This window comes from Arthrobacter arabinosi (assembly GCF_054511115.1).
This window is the reverse complement of sequence record NZ_JBTNDF010000006.1, coordinates 34,339-60,801: the sequence shown is the minus strand read 5'-3', so window position 1 is coordinate 60,801 and position 26,463 is coordinate 34,339. Positions and strand designations below refer to the sequence as shown.

Here is a 26,463-nt window from a genome sequence, read left to right as displayed (position 1 = left end):
CGCCCGTAGAATCGGAGGATGCCCGTGTATGTCGATCACGCGGCGACCACGCCGATCTCGGCGCCCGCGCTCGCCGCACTCACCCGCGAACTCGGCCGGAGCGGGAACCCGTCCTCCCTCCACGGCTCGGGCCGGCGCGCCCGGCGGTCGGTCGAGGAGGCCCGCGAGACGATCGCTGCCGCGGCCGGGGCCCACGCCTCGGAGGTGATCTTCACCTCCGGCGGGACCGAGGCCGACAACCTCGCCATCAAGGGACTCTTCTGGGCCCGGCGCGACGCCGACCCGGCGCGCACCCTGATCCTCTGCAGTGCCGTGGAACACCACGCCGTGCAGGACACCGTCGAGTGGCTCGAGCGCCACGAGGGCGCCGAGGTGGTGTGGCTCCCGGTCGACGCCACCGGCCTCGTCTCCCTCGACGCGCTCCGGACCGCGCTCGCCGACGCCCCGGACAGGATCTCGCTCGTGACGGTCATGTGGGCCAACAACGAGGTCGGCACCGTCCAGCCCGTCCGGGCCATCACGGCGGAGGCCGCCCGGTACGGCGTCCCCGTCCACAGCGACGCCGTCCAGGCGTTCGGTTCCCTCCCGCTGTCCTTCGCCGACTCGGGGCTCGCGACCATGGCGGTGAGCGCCCACAAGATCGGCGGCCCCGTGGGCGTCGGGGCCCTGTTCGTGGGGCGCGCGGTGACGCTCACCCCGGTGCAGCACGGCGGCGGGCAGGAGCGCGACATCCGCTCGGGCACGCTCGACGGCGCGGGCATCGCCGCGTTCGCCGCTGCGGCCGACGACGCCGTCGCCCGCCTCGGCGACGAGGCGCCCCGCCTGGCCGCGCTGCGGGATCGCCTCATCGACGGCATCCGCCGGGAGGTCCCCGAGGCGGTGCTGCGCGGGGTCGCGCATCCGGCCACCGAGGGCGCACGGCTCCCCGGCAACGTGCACTTCACCTTCCCCGGCTGCGAGGGCGATTCCCTGCTGTTCCTCCTCGACCTCGCGGGCATCGAGTCCTCCACGGGCTCCGCGTGCACCGCCGGTGTCCCGAGGCCCTCCCACGTGCTTCTCGCCATGGGCCTGACGGAGGACGAGGCGCGCGGCGCCCAGCGGTTCAGCCTGGGGCATACATCCACGGCCGACGACGTTGACGCCGTGGTGGGCGCCATCGGGGAGGCCTACGCGCGCGCCCGTAGGGCGGGCATGGCAGGGCACGCATCGACCATCCGGACGGCAGGAACAGGGTTCTCATGAGGGTACTGGCAGCGATGAGCGGCGGCGTCGACTCCGCAGTGGCGGCGGCGCGTGCCGTGGAGGCGGGTCACGACGTCGTCGGCGTCCACCTCGCGCTCTCCCGCATGCCCGGCACGCTCCGGACGGGCAGCCGCGGCTGCTGCACCATCGAGGACTCGCGCGACGCCTGGCGCGCCTGCGACATCCTCGGGATCCCGTACTACGTCTGGGACTTCTCCGAGCGGTTCAAGGAGGACGTCGTCGACGACTTCGTCGCCGAGTACGCCGCCGGCCGCACCCCCAACCCCTGCATGCGCTGCAACGAGCGCATCAAGTTCGCAGCCCTGCTGGAGAAGGCGCTCGCGCTCGGCTTCGACGCCGTGTGCACCGGCCACTACGCGAAGGTCATCGAGGACGCCGACGGCAATCCCGAACTGCACCGCGCGGCCGACTGGGCGAAGGACCAGTCCTACGTGCTCGGCGTCCTGACCCACGAGCAGCTGCGGCACTCCATGTTCCCGCTGGCGGAGACACCCTCGAAGGCCGAGGTGCGCGCCGAGGCCGAACGCCGCGGCCTGTCCGTCGCGAACAAACCGGACAGCCACGACATCTGCTTCATCCCCGACGGCGACACGCGCGGCTGGCTCGAGGAGCGCATCGACATGACGGAGGGGGACATCCTCGACGTCGACGGCGGGAAGATCGGCAGCCACCCCGGCGCGAACGCGTTCACGGTCGGCCAGCGGCGCGGCCTCAAGCTCGGCACCCCGGCCGCGGACGGCAAGCCCCGGTTCGTGCTGGAGATCCGGCCGAAGCAGAACGAGGTCGTCGTCGGGCCCGAGCACCTGCTCGCCATCGACGAGATGCGGGGCATCAAGGTGTCCTGGGCGGGCGTGCCCATCGACGCCGTCCGGACGGGCGACGAGTTCGACTGCATGGCCCAGGTCCGGGCGCACGGCGATCCCGTCGCCGCCCGCGCGCGGGTCGGCGGCGACGGCGGTGTCCAGGTGCTCGACGTGCGGCTCGTCGAACCGATGCGCGGCGTCGCGCCCGGGCAGACCGTGGTGCTGTACCAGGGCACCCGCGTGCTCGGCCAGGCGACCATCGACTCCGCACGCTCCGCGCTCCGCCCCGAACCGGCCGCAGCGGGCTAGTCGCAGTTCACGGACGCCCGCGGGCGTCTGCTTGACTGGAGTCATGACGCACCCACGCAGTGGTTTCGACCCGGCCGCCAGTTCCCTCGCAGGGGATGTCGCCCCCGAGGTGATGGCCGAGCTGCTCTCGGTGAGGAGCTCGATCGACAACATCGACGCGACCCTCGTGTATCTCCTGGCCGAGCGCTTCAAGGCGACACAGCGGGTGGGCCACCTGAAGGCCGAACACGACCTGCCTGCCGGCGACCCCCAGCGCGAGGCCGCCCAGATCGCCCGCCTCCGCATGCTCGCCGAGGAGGCGCAGCTCGATCCGGCGTTCGCCGAGAAGTTCCTGAACTTCATCATCTCGGAGGTGATCCGCCACCACCAGGCCATCTCCGAGAACCGCAGGCCCGCCGCCCCCGCGCCGGAGGTCCCGGCGCCCGGTCCATCCGCGCCCGGGGCATCCGCGCCCGGGGCTTCCGCCCCCGACGCACAGGGTCCGCATGCCTGAGGGGGCCGGGACCTCCGCCGTCGGGGCGACGGCCTCCGGCGACTGGCCGGGGACGGACCCGCTCGAGGCGAACCGTGCCGTGCGGGGCGAGCTCGGGGGAGCGAACCTCCCCTTCCTGCCGTCCCTGCAGGCGCGCGGACCGGGAAGCGACGCCGTCGGGCGCACCCTCGGGGTGCTCGTCGAGCTGCCCTTCGACCTCCAGCCGCACGGGTGGCGCCTCGTCCAGCGGCCCGGCAGGGACCAGCGCCGCGCGGAATCCGCCCTGTCCTCGGACATCAACGCCCTGGGTGACGTCGCCGGCGCCGAGGAGGCCCCGGCGTCGCGCGTCAAACTCCACCTGCTCGGACCGCTGTCGCTGGCGGCCGGCGTCCACCTGCACGGTGGCGAGCGCGTCCTCATCGACCACGGCGCGCGGCGCGAGCTCTACGAGTCGCTCGCCGCCGGCGCCGCGGACCTCGTCCGCCGGGTCGCGGGGGTGGCCAGGGGAGCCGAGGTGCTGCTGCAGGTGGACGAGCCCGACGCCGACGACGTCCTCACGGGCAGGGTGCCCACCGCGAGCGGCTACCGCACGCTCCGCGCACTCGACCGCCGGGAGGCCACGGAGGCGTGGGATCTCGTGACGTCGGCGGTCGTCGCCGCGGGAGCGGCCGGGACGGTGCTGGCGCCGGGACCTGGCGACGTCGCGCTCGACGCCGCGCGTTCCAGCACGGCCAACGCCCTCTCCCTCGATCTGCGCGGCCTCTCCGACGCCCGCTGGGAGGACCTCGCCGGGGACGTCGAGTCCGGGCGGCAGCTCTGGCTCGCGATCCTCGACGCCCGCAACGGGGTCCCGCAGGTCAGGGTCCTCGCGGAATCGGTGCTCGCGGCCTGGCGGCGGGTCGGCCTCCCTGTGTCGATGCTGGCCTCCCTGACGGTCACGGCCCTGCCCGGCCTGGACACGCTCACCCCCACCACCGCGACGCAGGCGCTGACCCGGCTCGCCCAGACCGCCGACGCCCTGGACCAGGTCCGCGCCGAGGGGTGACCCGCGGGGCTGCGGGGCGTGGGGTCAGACCCGCTCCTCCCAGCGCCGCGGCCGCACCTCGGCAGGCAGCACGCCGTCGAACTCCTCGAGGACGTAGTCGAAGCTCCCCGCATAGACGAGCAGGGTCCCCAGCTGGCGGTGGATGACCCGCGTGCTGATCCTGAAGCGGCCGGCGTCGTCGTCCCACCACTGCTCCACGTAGGCGAGGGCCCCGAGGGCGTCCGGGAGCGGCAGTCGCAGCCCCGCGAAGAGGCGGGTCCGTGACGAGACCATGCGGATGCGGCCGTCCTCGGTGGCGGTGCACGTCAGGAGCGTGGCCATGCGCCGGTGGCGGCCCACGTAGTCGGTGAGGACGTCGTCGCGCAGGGACGTCGTGTCCTCGAACACCCGCAGGGCGGTCCCGAAGTCCAGTTCCCGGCGGGCCGTGAGGGCCGGGCGCCCGAACGGGTCGAGGTGCGGGTAGTTGCGGATGGTGAACGGGACGTCGCTGTTGTACTCCGGGAAGAACGCGTTCTCGAGGGCGGTCAGGCGGAAGGCGGGGCGGGCGAACCACGCCGGGCAGCCGGCGACGTCGAAGACCCCGCGACCGGAGCCGGACAGCCCGCTCTCCGCGTGCAGGCCGAAGTACTCACGCAGTTCCGGCTGGAGGCGGCCGAAATCGCGGCCCATCGCCTGCTGGTAGATCGAGGTCATGTCGGTCCCGCTTCCGTCGCTCGGACCCCCAGTCAACCACGGCGGGACGGCTCCCTCGTATGCTCGATCCATGGGTGAGAGCCGGAGTGCGATCGACTGGGACGCCGCGCGTGCCGCCAACCGCGACAACTGGGATGACCGGGTGCCGCTCCACGAGATGGCGTACGCCATCGCGGACCTCGACGACCCCGACCACCTGAGCAGCGTGGCCCGGGCGGACCTCGGCGCCTGGGCCTCGACGCGAGGTGGGTGGAGACCGACGTCCTCGATGCCCGGGCGGCCGTGAGCGGGGACTTCGACCTCGTGTACACCAGCATCGGGACCATCACCTGGCTGCCCGACCTCGAACGCTGGGCGCACCAGGTCGCCGGGCTCCTCCGATCCGGGGGCACGTTCTACATCCGGGACGGCCACCCCGTGCTCTATGCACTCGACGAGAACGCCGACGGACTGCAGCTCCGCTACCCGTACTTCAGCACCGGGCAGGCGCAGGTCCGGGACGAGGACTCCACCTATGCGGGTGACGGCAGGGTGGCCCACCCGCGGACGTACGAATGGGCGCACCCGCTGTCCGCCATCGTCAACGCACTCCTCGGCGCGGGCCTGCAGCTCCTCCGCCTCGACGAGGGGACCACCCTTCCGTGGAGGTTCTCGCCCCGCATGGTGGAGGTTCCGGGCGGCTTCGCGTGGCCGGACGCCGAGCGGGACCTCGTACCCTGCACCTACACGATCGTCGCCCGGAAGCCGTGAGCGTCACCCGCCGGCGGTCCCTCAGAGTCGCCCGGCGGCCTTGAGCCTGATGTAGGTGTCGGCGAGGAGCGGAGGGAGGTCCGCGGGCACGGCGTCCACCACCTCCGCCCCGAGCAGCTTCAGCTGGTGCGCCACCGCGGCGCGGTCCAGGAGGGAGCGCTCCGCGGCCGCTGCCCGGAAGGTCGCGGACGCCGTCGACCGGTCCGCACTCATCTCCTCGAGCCGCGGATCACGCACCGACGCGACCACGACGACGTGGCGTTCGGTCAGGCCCGGCAGGGCGGGCAGCAGGCCCTCCTCCACGGCCCCGGCGTCGAGCGAGGTGAGCAGGACGACGAGGGACCGGTGCGGGGAGACGGCCCGCACCTGCGCGGGCACGCGGGACCAGTCCGCCTCGATGAGCTCCGCCTCGAGGGGGGCCATGGCGGTCACGAGCGAGGCCAGCAGGTTGCCCCTGGCCGTGGAGTCGACCCGCGCCCGGAGCCGGCGGTCGAAGGCGAGGAAGTGCACCTTGTCACCGCCGCGCTCGGCCAGCACGGACAGCAGCAGCGCCGCTTCGATCCCGGTGTCCAGCCGCGGCTCGTCGAGGACCCTCGCGGCGGAGGTGCGGGAGGTGTCCAGCACGACGACGACGCGGCGGTCCCGCTCGGGACGCCACGTCCGCACGACCGTGTCGCGGCGACGCGCCGTCGCGCGCCAGTCGATGGACCGGACGTCGTCGCCCCGGACGTAGTCCCGCAGGGAGTCGAACTCGGTGCCGGCACCCCGGATCTGGACGGCCGCCCGGCCGTCCAGCTCGCGCAGGCGGCGCAGCTTGGACGGGAGGTGCCGCTTGGAGCCGAAGGGCGGCAGGACGCGGAGGACGCCGGGCGCCGGGACGGAGACCTGCCGGGCCGCCATCCCGAGCGGGCCGGCGCTGCGTACCGTGACCGTCTCCACGCGGAGGATCCCGCGGCGCGTGGGCCGGAGCCTCACGGTCATGCGCCGCGCCTCCCCGGAGGGCACGACGACGGACTGCTCCGGATCCACGGCACCCGCAGACGGCTGCCAGGCCTCCCGCACGGTGGCCCGAAGGGATCGGGGGGTGTCGTTCCGCAGGATCACGTCACTGGCGCACTCCTCACCCAGGCGCACGCTCTCCGGAAGGGTCCGCTGGAGACCGACGCGGCGGGGGGACGCGGCCAGGGCGAGGTCGAGACCCGCGACCACCGCGAGGAGCAGGGTCCACAGCAGGATCGACGTCGCACCCGGGTACACGATGACGGGCACGACGCCGAGCAGTGCCAGCAGGACCAGGCGGCCGGTGATGACCAAGGAGGAGCTCCTCTCGGACCCGGGGGCGACGGCGCGCACCCGGGGCGCAGGTGGTGGGCCTACCGCGGGACGGGGACGGAGCCGAGGATGCCCGTGAGCACGTCGTCCACGCCGACGCCGTCCATCTGCGCCTCCGGCCGCAGGGCGACGCGGTGGCGGAGCGCCGGCAGGGTGAGGGCCTTGACGTCGTCGGGCGTCACGAAGGAGCGGCCCGAGAGCCAGGCCCAGGCCCGCGAGGTGGTGAGCAGCGCGGTGGCACCGCGCGGCGAGACGCCGAGCTGGAAGGACGGGGAGGATCGCGTGGCGCGGACCAGGTCCACGATGTAGGCGAGGACCTCCGGCGCGATCGCGACGCGGGACACCGCCGCCCGCGCCCGGTCGATGTCCGCAGCGCCTGCGACGGCCCGCACGCCGGCAGCACCGAGGTTGCGGGGGTCGAACCCGACGCTGTGGCGGCGGATCACCTCGATCTCGTCCTCACGCCCGGGCAGCGGGAGGGAGAGTTTCAGCAGGAAACGGTCGAGCTGGGCCTCGGGCAGGGGATAGGTGCCCTCGTACTCCACGGGGTTCTGTGTGGCCGCGACGATGAACGGCGTCGGGAGGCGCCGCGACACGCCGTCGACGGAGACCTGCCGCTCCTCCATCGCCTCGAGCAGTGACGCCTGCGTCTTGGGCGGGGTGCGGTTGATCTCGTCGGCGAGGAGGATGTTCGTGAACACGGGGCCCTCGCGGAAGGTGAACTCGGAGGTCTTCGACTCGTAGATGAGCGAGCCCGTGATGTCGCCCGGCATGAGGTCCGGGGTGAACTGCACGCGCTTCGTGTCGAGGTCCAGGGCTGTGGCCAGCGTCCGGACCAGGAGGGTCTTGGCGACACCGGGCACGCCCTCGAGCAGCACGTGCCCGTCGGCGAGGACACCGATGAGGAGGCCCGTGACCGCCGCATCCTGGCCCACGATCGACTTGCCCACCTCGGCGCGTACGCGCAGCAGGGCGGCGCGGGCCGACTCGCCGTCGGCCTGGTCCGCGCCGGGGCCGGGTGCCCGGCCGGTCGCGTACCCGGGCGCGGTGTCGAGCGCCTGCCCGTCCGACTGCCCCTGCTGCCGGCTCGGAGTCTGGTTCATGACGGCGTGATCTCCTTCTCGAGGTCGAGGATGTCCTGTGCCCAGAGCACAAGCTGGTGGTCGGTGGTGGGGACGCGGAGCAGGCGCTGCTCGAGCTCCGTCCGCGGCCGGCCGCTGTGGCGGGCGGCCGCGTCGATGACGTCCGCGGCGGAGGCCGAACGGTCCACGCGGAGCCGGCGGGCCAGCCGTGCGAGGGCGCCCGCCCGCAGGATGGCGGCCGCGTGTGCCACGGCCCGGGAATCCTGGTAGAGGCGGGCCCGGCCCTCCGCGGTCTCCGCCGCGCGGACGACGACGGGCAGCGGCTCGGCCGCGAGGGGCCCCACGCGTCGTCCCCGCCACAGCATGGCGAGGACCGCGCACACGAGGAGCCAGACGAGCAGGGGGTCCACCCAGGGCGGGAGGAGCGTCGACGGGTCGACGCCCTCCCCGGTGGACACGACGTCGGCCCCGGTGGGTTCGTACCAGACGAGGGTCGGCGAGGACCCGAGCGCGCGCAGGGCGAGGGCCGCGTTGCCCTCCTCCGTGACGGCCTCGTTGGACAGGATCGAGGGAGCGCCCAGGACGGCGACCGAACCATCGCTGCCCGTGGTGTAGAGGCCGCCGGACGCGTCGTCGACCGTCACCGGGAAGCATGCGACGGCGCCGGAGTAGGCCGTTCCCGTCCCGGTGATCGTGCCGGCCGCCATGGCATCCGTGTCGGGGCAGTCGGCGGACAGGGCGGCGGCGCCGCCGCCCAGGTCGAGGGGGACGGCGCCGACCTGCGCGAAGTCGTCGTCGAGTGCGCTCAGCTGGCGCCCCCCCGGCGCGGCGAGGACCGCGCGGTCCGCCAGGGCGGCCAGGTCCGCCACTTGGCCGGCGCTGAGGTACTGCCGGGCGTCATTGAGGAACAGGGTGGCCGGCCCCTCCTCGAGGGAGGCGATCGCCTCGTCGAAGGAGTCGACCCGCACGACGTCGACGCCCCCGGCGTCGAGGACCTCCGCGACCGCCCGGGCGCCGTCCGGCGCCGCGTTGCCCGGAGACAGCGGGCGAGTGTCCTCCTCCGTGCCGGAGAAGAGGTTGATCAGGACGATCAGGGCCAGGACCACGGCCCCGAGGATCAGGGGACGGGACCGTCGGAGACGGGTGCGGGCGGTCACCAGCGCGCTCCCGCCGTCCCCCATGACCTCGGTCCCCGTCGCCTTCCGCGGCGGGGCTGGCCGGCGGTCCTCCTGGACGCCGGCCCCGGCATCCGGGGCCGCGTACCCCTCGGCGTGCCCGTCGGCGTGCGCCGGGGAGGAGGCCGACGGCGGTGTCGGCTGCCCGCCGGTCATCGGGGAGCCGCCGGTGCCGTCGTGCCGCCGGGTCGGGCGGGGCGCGCCGAGGACAGGCGCGCGTCGAGCCCTGCGGCGCGCCGGTAGGCCTCCTCGGACGCCGTCCCGCTGCCGTAGTGGGTCTCGTTGAACACGTCCGCCAGCCAGGCGACGTCCGCGGACAGGGGAGGGAACGCGGCGCCGAGCTGGGCGGCGGCCTCCGTGGCCGTCCGGCCGGGCTGGTCCGCGACCACGAGGCGTTCCTCGGCCGACCGGATGAGGGCCCGCAGCACTTCGGCGACCGCCCCGTTCCAGTCGCCGTCGGCGGCCAGCGCGGCCGCCCGCCCGCGGTGATGGTCGGCGGACCGGGTCGCGCCGTCGTCGAACACGGCGGACTCGTGTGTGCGGCCGCGCATATTCGCTCGTGGCCGGATGAGCACGACGGCGACGACGATGACGAGCACGGCGCCGAGGGCCAGCACGAGCGTGCCCGGTCCCGCGCCCAGACCGCCGACGCCGTCGAGGAGCCGTGCGACGCCGCGGAGGAACTCGGCGAGGATGCGCTGGAGGATACCGGGCTGGGCGTCGACGTACGGCGCCCTGGCCAGTTCCTCCGTGAGCAGGCGGCGCGCCTCGTCGGCGTCGGGGCTGAGGGAGCGGATGGTGCCGCTCATGGGCGGCTGCCGGCGAGGGGCGTCACGGAGCCCTGCATCAGGCCGGTCCGCCCGGCTGGTGCCCGAAGGAGGTGGTGCCGCCGGGAAGGACGTCCGTCCTCCCCGCACCGGCCCGCTCGTGGTCCCGCATGAGCACGACGTCGAAGCCTTCCCGGCGGATGCGGAGGTCCACGTACAGGAGGGAGGTGACGCCCGCCTGGAACGCGTAGCCGACCGCGGTGAAGAGGGCCGTGATGGCCTGGGTGGCGGCGATCAGCGGCAGCGATCCCATCACATCGGGTGGAGCGGAGGCACTGGTGCTGAATCCGAAGAGGAGCGTCACGGCGAACGAGAGGGGCGCCGAGATGACGGAGGTGATGATCGAGACGATGATGCTCGTCAGGAGCACGATCCCGAAGGTCCGCCACCAGGTGCCGCGGGTCAGCTGCCACGATCGGCGGATGGACGTCCACGGTCCGGCGCCCTCCAGCATCAGGGCGGCGGGGGCGACGGTGAGCTTGGTGCCCACCCACACCATGGCCACCAGCGCCGCGATGACGAGGGGGACGATGACGAGGGCCGAGTACCCCTCGAGGCCGATGATCGCGAGCACCGAGATGCCGACGAGGAGCGCGAGCCCTGCGAGGCCCACGGCGAAGGCCAGCAGGCCGAAGCCGAGCAACGGGAGGATGCGCCCGCGGGCCAGGCGCCAGGCCTGGCCGAACGACGTCCTCTGGTTGATGACGGCGCGGGCGATGGGGATCACGAGGATGCCCTGCAGGAGGAGCACTGCCACGGCGGACACGACGCCGCCGACCGACGCGAACACCCCGAGCCCGGCGACGGCGCCGATGATGCTGTCCGACGTCGGGTCGGGGGATTCGAGGACGTCGACGGAGGACAGGAGGTTGCCGAGCAGGAGCACCGTCACGAGCGCGACGACGGCGTGCAGGAGGATGGCGGTGCCGAACGTGGCCACGGGGTTCTTCCGGCAGGCCTGGAACGCGCCGTCGAGGATCTCGCCGAGTCCGAGGGGCCGCAGCGGGATCACGCCCGGCTTCGGCGGGGCCTGATAGCCGGGTGCGCGGCCGCCCTGCCCGTACTGCGGGTACTGGGTCCCCCAGCCCTGCCCGGCCGTCGGGGGACGGTACTGCGGAGGGAACCCGCCACCCGGGGGAGGGCCCGGGTACCCGGGGAAGCCGGGGCTTCCGGCCTGCCGCGGGTCCGCGGGCTGTCCCCATGGGTTGGCCGACGGACTGCCTGCCGGTGGCGCTCCCCAGGAGGGGGTGGGGGGAGTGTGCTGCCGGCCGGGGGACTGCCAGGGCGATCCGCCGGGAGGTGTCCGGCCGGGTGCCGTCCCGTCGCCCGTCGGGCCGCCGTCAGGCCGGCCCTCCGCCTCGTCACCCACAGCGCCCCCTCGGTCGATGGTTCCTGGAGGCATGCCGTCGGCGCCCCTTCCTGCATCATAGGCCGACACCCCGGCGGAGCCGCCGCGCACCGCCGGTTCCGACGCGGCACTCCGTACCCTGCGGCTGATGCGACTTTGCGGGGTCGATACGACAGTATTGGGGTATGAAGGCACGCATACTGGTCATCGACGACGACGAGGCCCTGTCCGAAATGATCGGCATCGTCCTGCGCAACGACGGTTTCGACCCCGTGTTCTGTGCCGACGGTGCGGCGGCGCTCGGCGTCTTCCGCTCCTCCCATCCCGATCTGGTGCTGCTGGACCTGATGCTCCCGGGCATGGACGGCATCGAGGTGTGCCGCCAGATCCGGGCCGAATCGGACCTCCCCATCGTCATGCTGACCGCGAAGGCGGACACGTCCGACGTCGTGCGCGGCCTCGAATCGGGTGCCGACGACTACGTCCCCAAGCCCTTCAAGCCGGCCGAGCTGGTGGCGCGGGTCCGTGCGCGCCTGCGGCCCGCCGAGTCCAAGGCCCCCGAGACGCTGCGGATCGGCGACGTGACCATCGACGTCGCCGGTCACGAGGTGGCCAGGGCGGGGCAGCGGGTCTCGCTGACGCCCCTCGAGTTCGACCTGCTGGTGGCCCTCGCCCGGAAGCCCTGGCAGGTCTTCACGCGCGAACTCCTCCTCGAGCAGGTCTGGGGGTACCGGCACGCGGCGGACACGCGGCTCGTCAACGTCCATGTGCAGCGACTCCGCTCCAAGATCGAGCGCGATCCGGAAGCGCCCGAGATCGTCCTGACGGTGCGTGGTGTCGGCTACAAGGCCGGACAGGTCTGATGGGGGGAGCGCGGACAGCCGCTCCTCCGGCTCCCGCACCCCTCCCGCCACCGCGCAGCCCCCGGGCCCCGTCCCCTCCGGGCCGGTGACTCCCGCGACGGCCGTGCAGGCCGAGCCTGTTCCCGCCGCGACGCCTCCCGGCGTCGTCGAGGTGCCGGTCGAGGTGCCGGTCGCGGATGCGCCCGCCGACGTGTTCCCGCCCCGTGATGCGCAGTCCTCCGGACCCGTCGCCTCGCCGCTGCGCGCCGCATCGCTCCGGGCCCGCTCGGCGCTGGAGTCCGTGGCCCAGCGCTGGCGCCGCTCCCTCCAGTTCAGGACCGTCGTGGCCACGATGCTGCTCACCTCGGTCTCCTTCGTCGCCGTGGGCGGGTTCCTCTCGAACCAGATCGCCAGCGCCCTCTACGACCAGCGCTTCGACCAGTTCAGCGCCGAGGCCACGGAGGAGCTGACCCGGACGAAGGCCGTCTTCAGGGAGTCCTCCGCGACCGACCGCGACACCACCAGCCGGCTCGTGCTGGATTCGGTCGAGGCGCTCGTCAGCCTGGACACGGATGCGCCGCGCCACGCGATCCTGGTGCCCATCTCGGGGGACGTCCTCATCCCGACGACGGTGAGCCAGGAGGGTGTGACGGCCAGCATGCTCCCGCGGGACCTGCAGGACGCCGTCGCTGCCGGCCCCGACATCCACTGGGCCCCCCTGATGATCCCGGTCACCGAGAGCGGTGCGACGAATGCGCCGGGCATCGCGTTCGGGTCCCAGGTGCAGCTCCCGCCGGACCAGGCCGCCTACGCGCTGTACGTCTACTACGACCTGTCGGCGATGCAGTCCACCCTCGACGACATCCACCGGGTGCTCTGGCTGGCCGGCGTCGTCCTGCTGCTCGTCATCGGGGCGATCGCCTGGTACGTCACGCGGAGCGTCGTCCGGCCCGTCAGTCACGCCGCGTCCGTGTCCGAGAAGCTCGCCGCGGGGCAGCTGCAGGAACGCATGGAGGTCAGCGGGGAGGACGAGGTCGCCCGGCTCGGCGCCTCCTTCAACCACATGGCCGGGAGCCTGCAGGACCAGATCACCCAGCTGGCCCAGCTGTCCCAGATGCAGCAGCGGTTCGTCTCGGACGTTTCCCACGAACTGCGCACCCCGCTGACCACGGTCCGGATGGCCGCCGAGGTCCTGCACGATGCGCGGGACACGTTCGACCCGGTCAACAAGCGGTCCGCCGAGATCCTGTTCGACCAGGTGGAGCGGTTCCAGGCGCTGCTCGCGGACCTGCTGGAGATCTCCCGGTTCGACGCCGGGGCGGCCGTCCTCGAAGCGGAATCGGTGGACATCGTGGGCCTCGTCCAGCACGCGATCGACGGCGCGTTGCCCCTCGCGGAACGGCTCGGGTCGGACCTCAGGATCGTGTCGGAGGAGACGCACTGCATCCTTGACGCCGATGCGCGACGGATCGACCGCATCCTCCGCAACCTCATCGTCAACGCCCTCGAGCACGGCGAGGCGAAGCCCATGGAGATCCACATAGCGTGCAGCCCCGACGCCGTCGCCGTCGCCGTCCGGGATCATGGCATCGGGATGACGTCCGAGCAGGCGTCCCGGGTGTTCGACCGTTTCTGGCGTGCCGACCCCGCCCGGGCGCGGACGACGGGGGGCAGCGGGCTCGGCCTCTCGATCGCCATGGAGGACGCCCGGCTGCACCGGGCGTGGCTCGAGGCCTGGGGCCTGCCCGGTGAGGGCGCCTGCTTCCGCCTGACGCTGCCCCGGACCCAGGGGACGGAGCTGACGTCGTCGCCCCTGGCCCTGCCGCCGGCCGCCGGGGGCCCGCCGCGGCGGAGCGACCACGGACACCAGGCGGACCTGACACGCGGACGGGACGGGGGAGAGTAGTGGGAGATCACGCCACGGCACGGGTGCGGGAGCGCCGCGGACCCGTCCACGACGGCGCACTGGTCCGGGCCGCCCGGATCCTTGCGCTGCTCGTCGCCTGCATCCTCGTGCTCACGGGATGCTCGGCCATCCCGACGGCGGGGCCGGTCGGGATCATCGAGGCCTCCGACGGCGACCCGGACGCCGTCGCACCCGTCTTCGACCCCGAGGGTCCGGCCCCGGGAGCGACACCCGAGCAGATCCTCCGCGATTTCATCACCGCCGGGACCGGCGCGAGCGACGGCTACAGCGTGGCCCGCCAGTTCCTGAGCCCGGAGCTGCACGCGACGTGGCAGCCCGAGGAGCGGATCGTCCTGTTCCGGTCCGATCCGCGCGTCGAGAAGCGCGAGGCCGAGGGCGTCTACCAGATCCAGCTCGAGACGGCGGGAACCGTCGACGCCCGGGGGGTGCGCACCAACACGGTCGTCCCCGCGACCGAGACCCTGGGCGTCCGTATGGTCCAGCTCGACGGCGAGTGGCGCATCGACGCGATCCCCGACGGCATCATGCTCGCCCAGAGCAGCGCCCGCAACCTCCTGATCTCGCACAGCCTGTACTTCTACAGCAGCAACTACCGGTACTGGGTCCCTGATGCCCGCTGGTTCGTCCGGCGCACCGGGGTGACCGCGCGGATCGTCAGCGCGATGCTCGCCGGTCCGGCGCCCTACCTGCAGGGTTCGGTCACGAGCGCCTTCCCCGAAGGGGTCACGCTCGCCCGTGATTCGGTGCCGATCACCTCCGGTACGGCGTCGGTCGAACTCTCGCCGGAAGTCCTCGAGAACGCGACCAACCTCCGGCTCCAGCAGATGAACCAGCAGCTCCTGGTCAACCTGCTCGGCCTGAACGACGTCACCACCGTGGAGATGACCAGCGACCAGCCCATCCAGTTGGGACCCCCGGCGCCCGAGCTCGTGAAGCCGGATTTGACCCCCGATGTCGGCGGCGAACAGGTCGCGGTCGCGCAGGGCGAACTGGTGCGGGTCCGCAACGGCTCCATCACCGAGATCGAGGGACTGGCGTCGGTGAGGGTACTCGGACCGCGCGACCCCGCCACGGCCGTCTCGGGCAGCGCCTACGCGTTCCTCGACGCGGACCGTAAGACCCTCTACGTCACCGCGCCGGGCAGCGACGCTCGGGCCGTCCTCCGCGGCAGTTCCCTGACGAAGCCCTCGTTCGATCCCGAGAACTGGGTGTGGACCACCCGTGCGGTCGGGGGCCGCACCGAGGTGCTCGCCATCCCGCCGGGCGGTACGGAGGCGAACGCCGCCGTCCTCTCGGCCGGCTGGCTGGGGGACCGGGACGTCAGGGAACTCCGCATCGCCCGCGACGGATCGCGCGCACTGATCGTCACGGATCGGGGTGGGGTGGGCGAGGTCCTGCTGGCGGGTGTCACGCGCTCCACGGAGGGCGCGCCACAGACGCTCACGACACCGCTCACGCTGCCGACGGACGGGTCGATCGACACGGCGACGTGGGCCGGCCAGAGCGTGATCGTGGCGTCGTCCGTCGGGGCGGGCGTGGAGGCCACCCCGGTCATCCTGCACCTCGACGGCGAGCGCGAGTCGATGGCGGCGCTCGACGGCGTCGTCGGCCTCAGCGCGGGCTCCGACGCGGAGGACACGTTCTACGCCGAGGCGGGCTCCACCCTGTTCCGGCGTATCGGCGGCAGCTGGGTGGACGAGCAGGTCGCCGTGACGGATCCGGCCTTCCCGGGGTAGGGATGTCCACATAGGGGCTGCCCGGCCCCGCGCCGGCGTCCCCTGCTGTGGACTGCTGGGATGAACATCCCCGACCCCTCGTCCGTCCTGGACCGGGTCGTCCTCGGGCGGCCCTACCGGCGCGCCGCGGATGCGCTCACTGCCTTCGCGGCGCTCGTCCTGCCGTCGTCGTGCGTGGTCTGCGGCCAGTGGGACACCTCCCTCTGCCCCACGTGCAGCGCCGGCTTCCGGCGCGCGACCTCGCGGCCGTTCCGCGCGGAGGCAGGAGCCCAATCCCTGCCCGACGTCGCCCTGGTCCCTACCGGGGCCACGGGCCCCGAGGACCGCGACCGGGCTTTCGGGCCGCTCCCCGTCCTCGCCGCCGGGCGGTACGGGCGCGCGGTGTCGCGCGTCCTGCTCGCCTACAAGAACCACGGGCACGTCGATCTCGCGGCCCCCCTCGAGGCGGCCCTCGCCGGGGTGCTGCACGAGGCGGTCGCGGTGCTCGGCGGCGGACGCGCCGTGCCGGCCCGCCCTCTCCTGCTCGTGCCGGTGCCCACCCGCGCCTCCTCGCGGCGGCGGCGCGGCTATGACCCGCTCCTGCTGCTGCTGACGCGCCTCGACCGGCGGGGAACCCTCCCGGCCGGCGTTCGGCTCGCGCCGGGAGCCGCGCGCCAGGTGCCGCCGGTGCTGCGGCTGGCCGGGACCCTGGTCCGCGGCGAACGGCTCGGGCCGGGCAGGCCGGCCCGGGCGGTCCTGGCTGCGCTGTCCGGGCCGGGCGGCGGTCAGAAGGGCCTGGGTCGCCGCCGCCGCCGCGCGAACGTCCTGCACTCCATGCGCGGCGGCAGGGACGCGCGCGCCCTGCTGGCCGGCCGCGACTGCATCATCGTCGACGACGTCCTGACCACCGGGGCAACGATCGGCGAGCTGCACCGCGTCCTGCAGGACTGCGGAGCGCGGGTGCTCGGGGCCGTCGTCGTCGCTGCGACGTCATCACCGGCCCGTACCGGGCGGACCACCCCACCGGCCACGCACAGGTGGTACCCGGCGTAGTACAGGAACTTTCGGAGCGTCGGGTAATGAATAACGGAGGGGGGTGAACTACCGTGAAGTACGGGTACCACACAGTGACGACACGTACCCGTCGGTGGCGGCTCTGCTGGAACGCCTCGGCCGCCGCCGTGTCACCTAGTGATGTGGAGGGCACCATGGAATTCGTGATCAATGGTCGGAACCTGGCGGTATCGGACCGTTTCCGTGAGTACGCGACGGAGAAGATCGACAAGATCGAGCAACTCGGCGACAAGGTGCAGCGCGTCGATGCGAAGATCACCAAGGAGCCCAGCGCGCGCATGGCGGAGACCTCGCTCACCGTCGAGCTGACCGTGATCTGCAGGGGCCCGGTCGTCCGGGCCGAAGCCTCCGCGGCGGACAAGTTCGCCGCCTTCGACCTCGCCTACGGGAAGCTCCTCGAGCGCCTGCGCCGCGCACGCGACCGTCGCAAGGTCCACCACGGCCGCCACACCCCGGTGGCCGTCCGCATCGCGACGGCCGATCTCGAGCCCGCCGATCCCGCGCAGCCCCTCTACCTCGAGGCGGCGCAGACCGCCCAGGCCTCACAGGAGCCCACCCCCCAGCCCGACGACGCCGACGCCTACTCCTCGCCGGGGGACGCCCCCGCCGGCGACTCGCCGGTCCTGATCCGCCGCAAGGTCTTCTCCGGCGTCCCCATGACACTGGACGACGCCGTCGACAACATGGAGCTCGTCGGCCACGACTTCTACCTCTTCGTGGACTCCGCCACCGGAGCCCCCTCCGTGGTGTACCGGCGTCAGGCCTGGAACTACGGCGTCATCACGCTCGACTCGAAGTGCGCCGAAGGGACCGAGGAACCCCGCGAGGAACTCCTCGCCTACCGGGCCAGGGAAGCCGCCTCCGCCTAGCAGCGGCCGCCGTGGCCGGCGTCCGCCGGCCACGATCCTCACCGACATCCCGGACCTGCCTCCGCGCCCCGCGCGGAGGCAGTTCCATGCAGGAGACCATGCCGAACCTCACCCTCGCCCAGGCGCGGCGGATCACCCTCGCGGCCCAGGGGCTGCATCGTCCCCGCGTCGAGGCACCCTCGTCCTCCCGCGCCGTCGCGTCCGCTGCCCGGCGCCTGCAGGTCCTCCAGATCGACTCGGTGAACGTCCTCGCCCGATCCCACTACCTGCCCCTGTTCTCACGCCTCGGCTGCTACGACCGAGCCCAGCTCGATGCCCTCTACTCCCGGTCCCCGCGCAGACTCGTCGAATACTGGGCCCACGAGGCGAGTCTCGTGCCGCCCGAGCTGTTCCCCCACCTGAGGGTGTGGCAGCGGAGGACCTGGATGGGGGCGGGCGGCATGCCCGGAGAAGTCCGCGAGTCCCTCGAGTCCGCGGTCCTGGACCTCCTGGGCCGGGGGAGGCCGCTCAGCGCGTCGAACGTCCAGCGGCTGCTCGGCGGGACCGAGGAGCGCCCCGTCGACGGCTGGGGATGGCGGTGGACCGCCACGAAGCGGGTCCTCGAGGAGCTCTTCGCCCGTGGCGAGATCGGGTCCGCCGGACGGTCGGACCAGTTCGAGCGCCTCTACGCGCCCATCGACCGCGTGCTGCCCGACGCCGCCCTCGCCCCCGTCGACCCGGACCGGACGGCGTCGCTCGCGGTGCTGGCCGAGCGGGCCGCGGGAGCGCTGGGCGTCGCGTCCGCACGCTCCGTCGCCGACTACTTCCGCACCCCCGTCCGGGAGACGCGGTCCGCCCTCGACGCCCTCGTGGACGCCGGCGCGCTCGAGACCGTCACCGTCGACGCCGGTACGGAGCCGTGGTACCTGCACCCCGCAGCAGCCCGTCCGCGCCAGGCACGGGGGAGGGCGCTCCTCAGTCCCTTCGACTCGCTCGTCTTCGAGCGGGACCGGCTGCACCGGCTCTTCGGCTTCCACTACCGCATCGGGATCTACACGCCCGCCGAGCGACGCACGCACGGGTACTACGTGCTGCCCTTCCTGCTGCGGGAGTCCTTCGTCGCGCGGGTGGACCTCAAGGCGGACCGCGCGTCCGGACGGCTGCTGGTCCGGGCCGGTCATGCGGAGCCCGGCGCTCCCGCCGACACGGCGTCCGAGCTCGCCGTCGAGTTGCGCCTGCTGGCGCGGTGGCTGGGGCTCGACGACGTCGTCGTCGAGGATCGCGGGAACCTTGCCTCCGGGCTGTCCGCGGAGGTCGGCACGCTACGCTGAGCGGACACGCAGTTCCGCGTCGCCGGCGTGTGCCGCGGGGGAACTGAAGCGGGGGGCCGAACGTCTCTCCCGTAGACTAGGGACGCCATCTTTGGGCAGCATCAGATTGGGAGCAGATACCCGTGCCATCACTTCTCGAACGAGTTCTTCGCACCGGCGACAAGAAGACACTGAAGCGACTCCGGAACTACGCTGATGCGATCAATGTGCTGGAGGACGAATTCCGCGGGATGTCCGACGCAGAGCTGCGCGGGGAGACCGACCGGCTGAAGAAGCGCCTCGCCGACGGCGCGACCCTCGACGACCTCCTGCCCGAGGCCTTCGCCGCCGTCCGCGAGGCGTCGAGCCGCACGCTGGGGCTGCGTCACTTCGACGTGCAGCTGATGGGCGGCGCCGCCCTCCACCTCGGGAACATCGCCGAGATGAAGACGGGCGAGGGCAAGACCCTCGTCGCCACCGCACCCGCCTACCTCAACGCGCTCAGCGGCAAGGGCGTGCACGTCGTCACGGTGAACGACTACCTGGCCGAGTACCAGTCGGACCTGATGGGGCGCGTCTACCGGTTCCTGGGCCTCACCAGCGGCTGCATCCTCTCGAAGCAGGATCCCGCGACACGCCGTGAGCAGTACGCCGCGGACATCACCTACGGGACGAACAACGAGTTCGGGTTCGACTACCTGCGCGACAACATGGCGTGGAGCGCCACCGAGCTCGTGCAGCGCGGCCACAGCTTCGCCATCGTCGACGAGGTCGATTCGATCCTCATCGACGAGGCCCGCACCCCGCTGATCATCAGCGGCCAGGCGTCGGGGGACGTGAACCGCTGGTACAACGAGTTCGCGAAGGTCGTCCAGAAGCTCACCGCCGGGGTCGACTACGAGGTGGACGAGAAGAAGCGCACCGTCGGGGTGCTCGAGGACGGCATCGAGAAGGTCGAGGACTACCTCGGCATCTCGAACCTGTACGAGTCGGCCAACACGCCGCTCATCGGGTTCCTGAACAACGCCATCAAGGCCAAGGAACTCTTCAAGCGCGACAAGGACTACGTGGTCCTCAACGGTGAGGTCATGATCGTCGACGAGCACACCGGACGCATCCTCGCGGGCCGGCGCTACAACGAGGGCATGCACCAGGCGATCGAGGCGAAGGAGGGCGTCGAGATCAAGGCCGAGAACCAGACCCTCGCGACCGTCACGCTGCAGAACTACTTCCGCCTCTACGACAAGCTCTCGGGCATGACCGGTACCGCCGAGACCGAGGCCGCCGAGTTCATGTCCACCTACAAGCTCGGCGTCGTCCCCATCCCCACCAACAGGGAGATGGCGCGGAAGGACCTGTCCGACCTCATCTACAAGAACGAGGTCGCGAAGTTCGACGCAGTCGTCAAGGACATCGTCGAGCGCCACGAGACCGGACAGCCCGTCCTCGTCGGCACGACGAGCGTCGAGAAGAGCGAGTACCTGTCGAAGCAGCTCGCCAAGGCAGGCGTCCGCCACGAGGTCCTGAACGCGAAGAACCACGCGCGCGAGGCCGCGATCATCGCCCAGGCCGGTCGCAAGGGTGCCGTCACCGTGGCCACCAACATGGCCGGCCGTGGCACCGACATCATGCTCGGCGGCAACGCGGAGTTCAACGCCGTCGCGGCGCTCGAGAAGACGGGGCTCGACCCTGCGGACAACCCGGAGGAGTACGAGGCCCGGTGGCCCGAGGCTCTCGAGGCCGCGAAGGAAGCCGTCCGGGCCGAGCAGGACGAGGTCCGCGACCTCGGCGGACTGTACGTGCTCGGGACGGAACGCCACGAGTCGCGGCGCATCGACAACCAGCTGCGTGGCCGCTCGGGCCGCCAGGGCGATCCCGGACGGTCCCGCTTCTACCTGTCCCTGACCGATGACCTCATGCGCCTGTTCAACTCGGGCGGCGCCGAGCGGATCATGAACAGCGCGACCATGCCCGACGACGTCGCCCTCGAATCCAAGATGGTCTCCAAGGCCATCGAGAGCGCCCAGGGCCAGGTCGAGGGCCGCAACGCAGAGCAGCGCAAGAACGTCCTGAAGTACGACGACGTGCTGAACCGCCAGCGCGAAGCCATCTACGGCGACCGCCGGCGGATCCTCGAGGGCGACGACCTCAGGGAGAAGGTGCAGTTCTTCCTCGAGGACGTCATCACCGCGATGGTCGACGAGGCGACGGCGCAGGGCCATGGCGACGACTGGGACTACGACCTGCTGTGGACGAACCTCAGGACGCTGTACCCGATCACGCTCACGGCCGACGAAGTCATCGAGGAAGCAGGCGGGACGTCGAAGATCACCCGTGATTTCCTGCACGACGAGATCCTGTCCGACGCCAAGCTGGCCTACCAGGCGCGGGAGGAATCGCTCGGGGAGCAGACCGTCCGTGAACTCGAGCGTCGCGTGGTGCTCTCGGTCATCGGCCGGAAGTGGCAGGAGCACCTCTACGAGATGGACTACCTGAAGGAAGGCATCGGCCTCCGCGCGATGGCCCAGAGGGATCCTCTGGTCGAGTACCAGCGTGAGGGCTTCATCCTGTTCCAGGCGATGATGGAGTCGATCCGCGAGGAGAGCATCGGGTACCTGTTCAACCTCGAGGTCGAGGTCTCCGCTCCTGCCCAGACGGGTCTTCCCGGGGTCACCGACGGCCGCGGCGTGGTCCAGGCCCCGACGATCAAGGCCGCGGGGCTCGAAGCACCCGCCAAGCCTGCCACGCTGAACTTCATCGCTCCCAACGCACAGGGCGAGGCCGAGATGCACGTGGAGCGGAACAAGGCGCAGGCCGCACCCTCCGGCAGCAGGAAGAGCAGGAAGAAGTAGTCAGCCGATCTCGAGGGCGGTGACCCGCCACGCTCCGCGCCGTCGCTCTATCCGAAGAGCGACGGCGCGGACCCGTCTCCGGTCGACGGCGACGACGGCGGCCTCGTACACGCCCGGGCTGACCGCGCAGACCCTCGCGGAACGCACCACGACGTGCCGGTCGGCGCTCTCCGGAGACCCGGTGCGGGCGGCCGGCTGTGCGCTGATGCAGCGGACGAGGTTGGTCCGCAGCTGCAGCCGCTCGTAGTTCTCCGCATCCAGCCAGCGTGCCATCTGCTGCAGGGGGCGTGATCCGGCGAGGACCTCGAGCGCGCCCTGGCAGACCGACCGGGCGATCCTCGCGATCCGGTGCTCGATCTCCGCCTCCGCGCTTGCGCCCGGGGGGTTCTCCTCGGGCGGGTCGGGGGTGCGGCCGGGCCCGGTCCTCGGTTCAGCCGGCGGCCTGAAAGGGAGCACGCCGGCCTGACCGTCGGTGGCACGGGGAGGCGTGGCCGGCAGTGGTCGCGGGGCGCCGCTGGCCACGGCCAGTTCGGCGGTGTCGCTGGGACGGAGCTGGGTGACGGCGTTCATGCTGGTTCCTCTCTCGGACGGACTCGTTACTGACGCGTGGACTGACTCCCACGCTGATGCGGGACACGGCGTCGGACGTGCGGAGGCACGGCGGTTCCCGCGGCGCCGGATTGTTCCGGGCAGGTGCGGGCGCTGTGTGCCGGTCGCGACGCCGTCCCTCGGTGTGACGGTGGGTCGGCCGTACCGACTCGCTAGCCCGCGGGCGCCCGCAGGACCGTGCCCGGGAGCAGGAGGGACGGATCGATCCCGATGACGGCGCGATTGGTGTCGTACCAGGCGGGCCATGCCTCGGCGATATCCGCTGCCGTCGCCAGCGGTCCGAGGTGCGCGCCGGTGATGGACCAAAGGGAGTCGCCCGGTGCGACGACGACCTCGGCGGCGTCGACGGTGTTTCGGGTCTGCTCACGGAGCAGGGGGTTGCCGTCCACTGCCAGGGGTACCGGTTTCCAGGCCGGCGACACGGGCGGTGACGCCGATGGTGGCGTAGGCAGGGATGCAGCGTCCGGGGTGTCGCGAACGGTCGGAGGCGAGGGTTCCTCCGCTCCCTGCCGGTCGCTCGGGCCGACGGCCGCGCCGGATGCCGGGTGCGGTCCCCCGTCCGACGTCCCGGAAGCACCCGCGGCGGCAGCATGTCCGATGGCCCCCAGAGCTGGTCCGTCGAGAGCAGTCAGGGTCGCTCCGTACCGGGGTGGGCGCTCCGGCCCGGCTGTCGCTGCCTCCGCCATGGCAGGGGCAGCGAGGAGATTCACGCCGAGCAGTGCGGCGGCGAGGCGTCGCATCACCGCGGGTGCGCACCTGGACGCGCACGTCGCCGCTGCGGACGGGCCACGTCGCTGCAGCAGTTCGGCGAGCACCGCCACGAGGAACAGGAGCAGCCACACACCGACGACGGCGACACCGATGCCCGACAGGATCACGCCGAGGACGCCTTCCAGACCCTGTCCGCCCTTCGGCTCCCGGACCGCGAGGAGGGCCGCACCCGCCCCCGTCGTGACGACTCCGCAGCCGAGGATCATCCCGGCCTGGATGGTGTCCGAACTCTTCATCGCATCGCCCCTCTTCGAGAAAGCCATCTTGATGCAGTTTGATGTCATTTGTCTATAGAAAGGTCATTTGATTGCGTGTGTTTCGATTGACGAGGGGATGGAGCGCTCCTAGGTTGGGGGAATGCGGTGGGATGCCCTCTTCGACGACCTCGAGTCACAGCTCCAGGCAGCCGCGGTCACGCTCCAGGAGGGTGAGATCAGGGAGCGCACCCGCTCGGAGCAGGCGCGGCTGACCCTCGTGCAGAGACTGCTCGGCCAGCTCGACCGGCCGCTCGGCGTCTCCACCCGGGGCGGTCGGTCGTTCGCGGGCGTTCTCACGAATGTCGGGTCGGGGTGGATCGCCCTCGCAGTGGACGGGCGGTCGGTCATCGTGCCGCTGTCGTCGCTGCAGGCGCTGCGGGGCCTGGGGCGCGGCGTCGGCCAGCCGCTGTCGGGCGTTCGAGCCCGGCTGGGGCTCGGCTCGGCACTCCGGGTGCTGTCCCGCGACCGCGCGCACATCGAGCTGTGGACCGGACCGCCCTCCACCCGCTACGCGGGGATCATCGACAGGGTGGGCGCTGATTTCATCGAACTGGGGACCACCGGCGCGGACCCCGAGAGGCGTCCGGGGCGTGGGATGGACGTCCTCACCGTGCCCTTCGCGGCCATCGACACCCTCGACTCCGTGGGAGCGGCGGACTGAGCCCGTGGCCTCCGGCGTGCCCGGGTGCGACGCCCGCGTGGACCGTCCCGGACGGCATCAGGCCGGTGGAGTGCTCCCGGCATCGTTCCTCACGGCCGACGCCGTCTTCTCATAGGCGCGGGCGATGTACTCCTCGAGGACCCGCGTCTCCACGCGCCACTGACCCCTTCCGCCCACCTGGATGGCCGGCAGTTCACCGGACCGGACGAGGGCGTACGTCTGCGACGAACTGATGTTGAGCACCTCGCCCACGTCGGCGAGGGTGAGGAAGCGCCGCTCGGCCACGGATCCGCCTTTCTGGTCGTTCGGGTGTGCGTCCAGTCTGCCACCGGTGGGAACGATCGCCGTAGTTCTCCACACCTCGACCCGGTTTGCGGTCGAGTGGTTCCCTCGGGGGCCGCCGTGCACAACAATGACGTGCGGGGAGTGGGGTCCGATCGGGGCGCCACCGGTCGAGTGGGGGACGACAGTGAGTACCGACACGCGCGCCAGGCAGCTGCCCAGCGAGGCTCCGCGTCTGCGGAAGCCCTCCTGGAAGGATCCGAGGCTCCTGGTCGGGGTGCTCCTGGTCCTCGCCTCGACCGCGGGTGTCATCGCGCTCCTCGACAGCCAGGACACCACCACGCAGGTGTATGCGGCCCGGGAGGACATCGCCGTGGGCTCCGAATTGACCGAGGAGGACCTGGTGGCCGTGCCCGTCCGTCTCGGCGACTCCAGCGGTGCCTATCTTCCCGCGGCCGACGGCATCCCGGACGGAACGGTGGCCACCCGGCTCGTCACCCGCGGAGAACTGATCCCCGCCTCCGCGGTCGGCCGTCCCGACGACCTGGACCGCAAGCCGGTCGGGCTCACGGTCGAGGACCCCCTGCCGAGCGGGACCGCCGCAGGGGACCGGGTGGACGTGTGGGTCTCGCTCCGCACCGACACGAATTCCTACGAGGAACCCCGGCTGCTCCTCGAAGCGGCGGAGGTGTCGGAACTGATGGTGGGGGAGTCCGCCCTCGGAGCGAGCTCCACCACGCTCGTCCAGGTCCTCGTCGACGACGACGCGATGCCCGACCTGCTCGGTGCGCTGTCGAACGACGCCCGGATCGCCGTCGTGCTGAACCCGGGGGCCCGGTCGTGAGCATCCCGGTCATCACGCTCGGAGCGGGGGCCAGTGCCCATGTGCCCGGGCTGGAGCAGCTGCGCGGCCCCGTGACGGTCGTGCGGCGCTGCGAGGAACTCACCGACCTCGTCGCCGCATGCCAGACCGGGCTGGCGCGTGCGGTGATCATCGCACCGGGTGCCGCCGAGCTCACCGCGTCCCTCGTCGACCGACTGCGCTTCGCCGGCGTCGTCATCATCGCGCTCTCCGACCAGCCGCCGGCCACCGCTGGTCCCGGCGTCGACGGGATCGCCTACGTCGAGGCGACGGTCGAGCCCGCGGTGCTCGCGGCCGCCGTCGCCCAGGCGGTGGACCGGTTCGAGGCGGACCCCGGCCACCAGGGCGCGTCCTCGGCCTACGCCGATCCGATGCGCCTGCCGGACGTCGCGGTGCCGCAGCCCGCCGAGGTGACCGAGGAACCCGGTAGCGGGCGGATCGTCGCCGTGTGGGGGCCGTCCGGCGCGCCGGGTCGCACCACCGTGGCCCTGAACACGGCCGCGGAGCTCGCAGCGGCGGGCAGCTCGGTCCTGCTGGTCGACGCCGACACCTATGGGGCCAGCATCGGGGCCTCACTCGGACTGCTGGACGAGTCCGCCGGGCTCGCGCAGGCCTGCCGCAGCGCCGACCAGGGCCGCTTCGACAGCGCGTCACTCGCCCGGATCGCGGTGAGCGTCGCGGTCAGGGGCGGCCGCCTGCGCGTCCTGACGGGCATCACCCGCCCCGACCGATGGCCCGAGCTGCGGCCCGCAGCCCTCGGCAGGGTCCTCGAGGCGGGGCGCGCCCTGGCGGAGGTGACCATCATCGACTGCGGATTCTGCCTCGAGGCGGACGAGGAGCTCAGCTTCGATACGCTCGCGCCGCGCCGCAACGGGGCAACCCTGCGCTGCCTGGAGGCGGCGGACACGGTCATCGCCGTCGGCGCCGCGGACTCCATCGGCGTCCCTCGCCTGGTGAAGGCGCTCGCCGACCTCGGTGACGCCGTCCCGACGGCGTCACCGAGGGTGGTGTTCAACAGGGTGCGGGCGGCGGCGGTGGGCCGCGCCCCCGAGACGCAGCTGCGCGAGGCCTGGGAACGCTTCGGCCCGTCCGCCCCCATCTCGGCCTTCCTGCCCATGGACCAGGCGGCGGCGGACCGTGCGCTGCTCGCGGGAACGGCCCTGCTCGAGACCGCGCCGGGCTCGCCGCTGCGACTCGCGATCGCCGACCTCGCCGAGGTGCCTGCCACGGGGGAGGCGCTGCGGCGCGGGCCCGGACAGCGACTGCGCAACGTGAAGTTTCCGGGCATCCCGGCTAGGCTTCCACGGTAAGAGGTCGCAACGGAGCGGCCTTTAATCTCGTTACGGAGGCCCTT

25 protein-coding genes are annotated in these 26,463 nt (G+C 72.4%); 16 read left to right on the top strand and 9 right to left on the bottom strand.

Annotated elements, in window-relative coordinates; genetic code table 11:
• Positions 1-18 precede the first annotated feature (18 nt).
• Genes ACX80P_RS14425 through ACX80P_RS14410 form a run of 4 tightly spaced genes read left to right on the top strand, consistent with a single transcriptional unit; the run spans position 19 to position 3,892 of the window.
• Complete coding sequence (locus ACX80P_RS14425; protein ID WP_459278799.1) at positions 19-1,242, top strand: cysteine desulfurase family protein; 1,224 nt, start codon at positions 19-21, stop codon at positions 1,240-1,242.
• Positions 1,239-2,375, top strand: a complete 1,137-nt coding sequence (mnmA, locus tag ACX80P_RS14420) for a tRNA 2-thiouridine(34) synthase MnmA (protein WP_459278798.1) — start codon at positions 1,239-1,241, stop codon at positions 2,373-2,375. Before ACX80P_RS14425 ends, mnmA begins: the two co-directional genes overlap by 4 nt.
• Before the next feature lie 43 nt (positions 2,376-2,418).
• Positions 2,419-2,868, top strand: a complete 450-nt coding sequence (locus ACX80P_RS14415) for a chorismate mutase (RefSeq protein ID WP_459278797.1) — start codon at positions 2,419-2,421, stop codon at positions 2,866-2,868.
• On the top strand, positions 2,861-3,892 hold the full coding sequence (locus tag ACX80P_RS14410) for a uroporphyrinogen decarboxylase/cobalamine-independent methonine synthase family protein (RefSeq protein WP_459278796.1): 1,032 nt from the start codon (positions 2,861-2,863) through the stop codon (positions 3,890-3,892). The genes ACX80P_RS14415 and ACX80P_RS14410 overlap by 8 nt, the downstream gene beginning before the upstream one ends.
• A gap of 24 nt (positions 3,893-3,916) precedes the next feature.
• Here ACX80P_RS14410 and ACX80P_RS14405 read toward each other — a convergent pair whose 3' ends face one another.
• Complete coding sequence (locus ACX80P_RS14405; RefSeq protein WP_459278795.1) at positions 3,917-4,585, bottom strand: DUF4166 domain-containing protein; 669 nt, start codon at positions 4,583-4,585, stop codon at positions 3,917-3,919.
• A 70-nt stretch (positions 4,586-4,655) separates the two neighbouring features.
• Between ACX80P_RS14405 and ACX80P_RS14400 the strand changes: the two genes are divergently transcribed.
• Positions 4,656-4,871 (top strand): hypothetical protein, encoded by a 216-nt coding sequence (locus ACX80P_RS14400; protein WP_459278794.1) that lies wholly within the window; start codon positions 4,656-4,658, stop codon positions 4,869-4,871.
• On the top strand, positions 4,835-5,335 hold the full coding sequence (locus ACX80P_RS14395) for a class I SAM-dependent methyltransferase (RefSeq protein WP_459278793.1): 501 nt from the start codon (positions 4,835-4,837) through the stop codon (positions 5,333-5,335). Before ACX80P_RS14400 ends, ACX80P_RS14395 begins: the two co-directional genes overlap by 37 nt.
• A gap of 21 nt (positions 5,336-5,356) precedes the next feature.
• On the opposite strand, the gene ACX80P_RS14390 is transcribed toward ACX80P_RS14395, so the two are convergent.
• The 5 genes from ACX80P_RS14390 to ACX80P_RS14370 are packed head-to-tail and all read right to left on the bottom strand — an operon-like array spanning position 5,357 to position 11,153.
• On the bottom strand, positions 5,357-6,649 hold the full coding sequence (locus tag ACX80P_RS14390; protein WP_459278792.1) for a DUF58 domain-containing protein: 1,293 nt from the start codon (positions 6,647-6,649) through the stop codon (positions 5,357-5,359).
• A 59-nt stretch (positions 6,650-6,708) separates the two neighbouring features.
• A complete protein-coding gene (locus tag ACX80P_RS14385) occupies positions 6,709-7,770 on the bottom strand; it encodes an AAA family ATPase (protein WP_459278791.1) in 1,062 nt (353 codons plus the stop codon).
• On the bottom strand, positions 7,767-9,080 hold the full coding sequence (locus tag ACX80P_RS14380) for a DUF4350 domain-containing protein (protein WP_459278790.1): 1,314 nt from the start codon (positions 9,078-9,080) through the stop codon (positions 7,767-7,769). Before ACX80P_RS14380 ends, ACX80P_RS14385 begins: the two co-directional genes overlap by 4 nt.
• Positions 9,077-9,733: a DUF4129 domain-containing protein gene (locus ACX80P_RS14375; protein WP_459278789.1), complete on the bottom strand. Its 657-nt coding sequence runs from the start codon at positions 9,731-9,733 to the stop codon at positions 9,077-9,079. Before ACX80P_RS14375 ends, ACX80P_RS14380 begins: the two co-directional genes overlap by 4 nt.
• Before the next feature lie 37 nt (positions 9,734-9,770).
• The gene (locus ACX80P_RS14370) at positions 9,771-11,153 is read right to left on the bottom strand and encodes a DUF7847 domain-containing protein (RefSeq protein WP_459278788.1); all 1,383 of its coding nucleotides are present in this window, start codon (positions 11,151-11,153) and stop codon (positions 9,771-9,773) included.
• 131 nt (positions 11,154-11,284) lie between these two features.
• On the opposite strand from ACX80P_RS14370, the gene mtrA reads away from it, so the two are divergent.
• From mtrA to secA, 7 genes are all read left to right on the top strand, one after another.
• Positions 11,285-11,962, top strand: a complete 678-nt coding sequence (gene mtrA, locus ACX80P_RS14365; RefSeq protein ID WP_459278787.1) for an MtrAB system response regulator MtrA — start codon at positions 11,285-11,287, stop codon at positions 11,960-11,962.
• An 85-nt stretch (positions 11,963-12,047) separates the two neighbouring features.
• A complete protein-coding gene (gene mtrB, locus ACX80P_RS14360; RefSeq protein ID WP_459278786.1) occupies positions 12,048-13,847 on the top strand; it encodes an MtrAB system histidine kinase MtrB in 1,800 nt (599 codons plus the stop codon).
• Positions 13,847-15,604: an LpqB family beta-propeller domain-containing protein gene (locus tag ACX80P_RS14355; RefSeq protein ID WP_459278785.1), complete on the top strand. Its 1,758-nt coding sequence runs from the start codon at positions 13,847-13,849 to the stop codon at positions 15,602-15,604. Before mtrB ends, ACX80P_RS14355 begins: the two co-directional genes overlap by 1 nt.
• A 60-nt stretch (positions 15,605-15,664) precedes the next feature.
• Positions 15,665-16,636 carry a ComF family protein gene (locus ACX80P_RS14350; RefSeq protein ID WP_459278784.1) on the top strand — a complete coding sequence of 324 codons (972 nt, stop codon included), beginning with the start codon at positions 15,665-15,667 and terminating at the stop codon, positions 16,634-16,636.
• Positions 16,637-16,791: 155 nt separating this feature from the next.
• Positions 16,792-17,526 carry a ribosome hibernation-promoting factor, HPF/YfiA family gene (gene hpf / locus ACX80P_RS14345; RefSeq protein WP_459278783.1) on the top strand — a complete coding sequence of 245 codons (735 nt, stop codon included), beginning with the start codon at positions 16,792-16,794 and terminating at the stop codon, positions 17,524-17,526.
• 86 nt (positions 17,527-17,612) lie between these two features.
• Positions 17,613-18,836, top strand: a complete 1,224-nt coding sequence (locus ACX80P_RS14340) for a winged helix-turn-helix domain-containing protein (RefSeq protein ID WP_459278782.1) — start codon at positions 17,613-17,615, stop codon at positions 18,834-18,836.
• Positions 18,837-18,958: 122 nt separating this feature from the next.
• The gene (gene secA / locus ACX80P_RS14335) at positions 18,959-21,667 is read left to right on the top strand and encodes a preprotein translocase subunit SecA (RefSeq protein ID WP_459278781.1); all 2,709 of its coding nucleotides are present in this window, start codon (positions 18,959-18,961) and stop codon (positions 21,665-21,667) included.
• On the opposite strand, the gene ACX80P_RS14330 is transcribed toward secA, so the two are convergent.
• Both ACX80P_RS14330 and ACX80P_RS14325 read right to left on the bottom strand, forming a co-directional pair.
• Entirely contained in the window at positions 21,668-22,237 is a 570-nt protein-coding gene (locus ACX80P_RS14330; RefSeq protein WP_459278780.1) for an Rv3235 family protein, read from the bottom strand. It lies immediately after the preceding gene.
• 191 nt (positions 22,238-22,428) lie between these two features.
• Complete coding sequence (locus ACX80P_RS14325; RefSeq protein ID WP_459278779.1) at positions 22,429-23,283, bottom strand: LysM peptidoglycan-binding domain-containing protein; 855 nt, start codon at positions 23,281-23,283, stop codon at positions 22,429-22,431.
• A 121-nt stretch (positions 23,284-23,404) separates the two neighbouring features.
• On the opposite strand from ACX80P_RS14325, the gene ACX80P_RS14320 reads away from it, so the two are divergent.
• Complete coding sequence (locus ACX80P_RS14320) at positions 23,405-23,965, top strand: hypothetical protein (RefSeq protein ID WP_459278778.1); 561 nt, start codon at positions 23,405-23,407, stop codon at positions 23,963-23,965.
• A gap of 57 nt (positions 23,966-24,022) precedes the next feature.
• On the opposite strand, the gene ACX80P_RS14315 is transcribed toward ACX80P_RS14320, so the two are convergent.
• The gene (locus ACX80P_RS14315) at positions 24,023-24,250 is read right to left on the bottom strand and encodes a helix-turn-helix domain-containing protein (protein WP_459278777.1); all 228 of its coding nucleotides are present in this window, start codon (positions 24,248-24,250) and stop codon (positions 24,023-24,025) included.
• A gap of 184 nt (positions 24,251-24,434) precedes the next feature.
• Here ACX80P_RS14315 and ACX80P_RS14310 point away from each other — a divergent pair, with 184 nt between their 5' ends.
• Entirely contained in the window at positions 24,435-25,091 is a 657-nt protein-coding gene (locus tag ACX80P_RS14310) for a CpaB family protein (protein ID WP_459278776.1), read from the top strand.
• Positions 25,088-26,419, top strand: coding sequence for a CpaE/TadZ family protein (locus ACX80P_RS14305; RefSeq protein ID WP_459278775.1), 1,332 nt, complete (start codon positions 25,088-25,090; stop codon positions 26,417-26,419). Before ACX80P_RS14310 ends, ACX80P_RS14305 begins: the two co-directional genes overlap by 4 nt.
• The last annotated feature ends 44 nt before the right edge of the window (positions 26,420-26,463 follow it).

What these genes read in the sequence shown, in the direction of transcription:
- ACX80P_RS14415 (WP_459278797.1), top strand. Translation starts at nt 2,419, where the DNA reads ATGACGCACCCACGCAGTGGTTTCGACCCGGCCGCCAGTTCCCTCGCA.
- ACX80P_RS14375 (WP_459278789.1), bottom strand. Translation starts at nt 9,733, where the DNA reads ATGAGCGGCACCATCCGCTCCCTCAGCCCCGACGCCGACGAGGCGCGC.
- ACX80P_RS14380 (WP_459278790.1), bottom strand. Translation starts at nt 9,080, where the DNA reads ATGACCGGCGGGCAGCCGACACCGCCGTCGGCCTCCTCCCCGGCGCAC.
- hpf (WP_459278783.1), top strand. Translation starts at nt 16,792, where the DNA reads ATGGAATTCGTGATCAATGGTCGGAACCTGGCGGTATCGGACCGTTTC.
- ACX80P_RS14405 (WP_459278795.1), bottom strand. Translation starts at nt 4,585, where the DNA reads ATGACCTCGATCTACCAGCAGGCGATGGGCCGCGATTTCGGCCGCCTC.
- ACX80P_RS14385 (WP_459278791.1), bottom strand. Translation starts at nt 7,770, where the DNA reads ATGAACCAGACTCCGAGCCGGCAGCAGGGGCAGTCGGACGGGCAGGCG.
- ACX80P_RS14400 (WP_459278794.1), top strand. Translation starts at nt 4,656, where the DNA reads ATGGGTGAGAGCCGGAGTGCGATCGACTGGGACGCCGCGCGTGCCGCC.
- ACX80P_RS14410 (WP_459278796.1), top strand. Translation starts at nt 2,861, where the DNA reads ATGCCTGAGGGGGCCGGGACCTCCGCCGTCGGGGCGACGGCCTCCGGC.
- mtrA (WP_459278787.1), top strand. Translation starts at nt 11,285, where the DNA reads ATGAAGGCACGCATACTGGTCATCGACGACGACGAGGCCCTGTCCGAA.
- ACX80P_RS14340 (WP_459278782.1), top strand. Translation starts at nt 17,613, where the DNA reads ATGCAGGAGACCATGCCGAACCTCACCCTCGCCCAGGCGCGGCGGATC.
- ACX80P_RS14325 (WP_459278779.1), bottom strand. Translation starts at nt 23,283, where the DNA reads ATGAAGAGTTCGGACACCATCCAGGCCGGGATGATCCTCGGCTGCGGA.
- ACX80P_RS14330 (WP_459278780.1), bottom strand. Translation starts at nt 22,237, where the DNA reads ATGAACGCCGTCACCCAGCTCCGTCCCAGCGACACCGCCGAACTGGCC.
- ACX80P_RS14350 (WP_459278784.1), top strand. Translation starts at nt 15,665, where the DNA reads ATGAACATCCCCGACCCCTCGTCCGTCCTGGACCGGGTCGTCCTCGGG.
- ACX80P_RS14320 (WP_459278778.1), top strand. Translation starts at nt 23,405, where the DNA reads ATGCGGTGGGATGCCCTCTTCGACGACCTCGAGTCACAGCTCCAGGCA.
- ACX80P_RS14370 (WP_459278788.1), bottom strand. Translation starts at nt 11,153, where the DNA reads ATGCCTCCAGGAACCATCGACCGAGGGGGCGCTGTGGGTGACGAGGCG.
- mnmA (WP_459278798.1), top strand. Translation starts at nt 1,239, where the DNA reads ATGAGGGTACTGGCAGCGATGAGCGGCGGCGTCGACTCCGCAGTGGCG.
- ACX80P_RS14425 (WP_459278799.1), top strand. Translation starts at nt 19, where the DNA reads ATGCCCGTGTATGTCGATCACGCGGCGACCACGCCGATCTCGGCGCCC.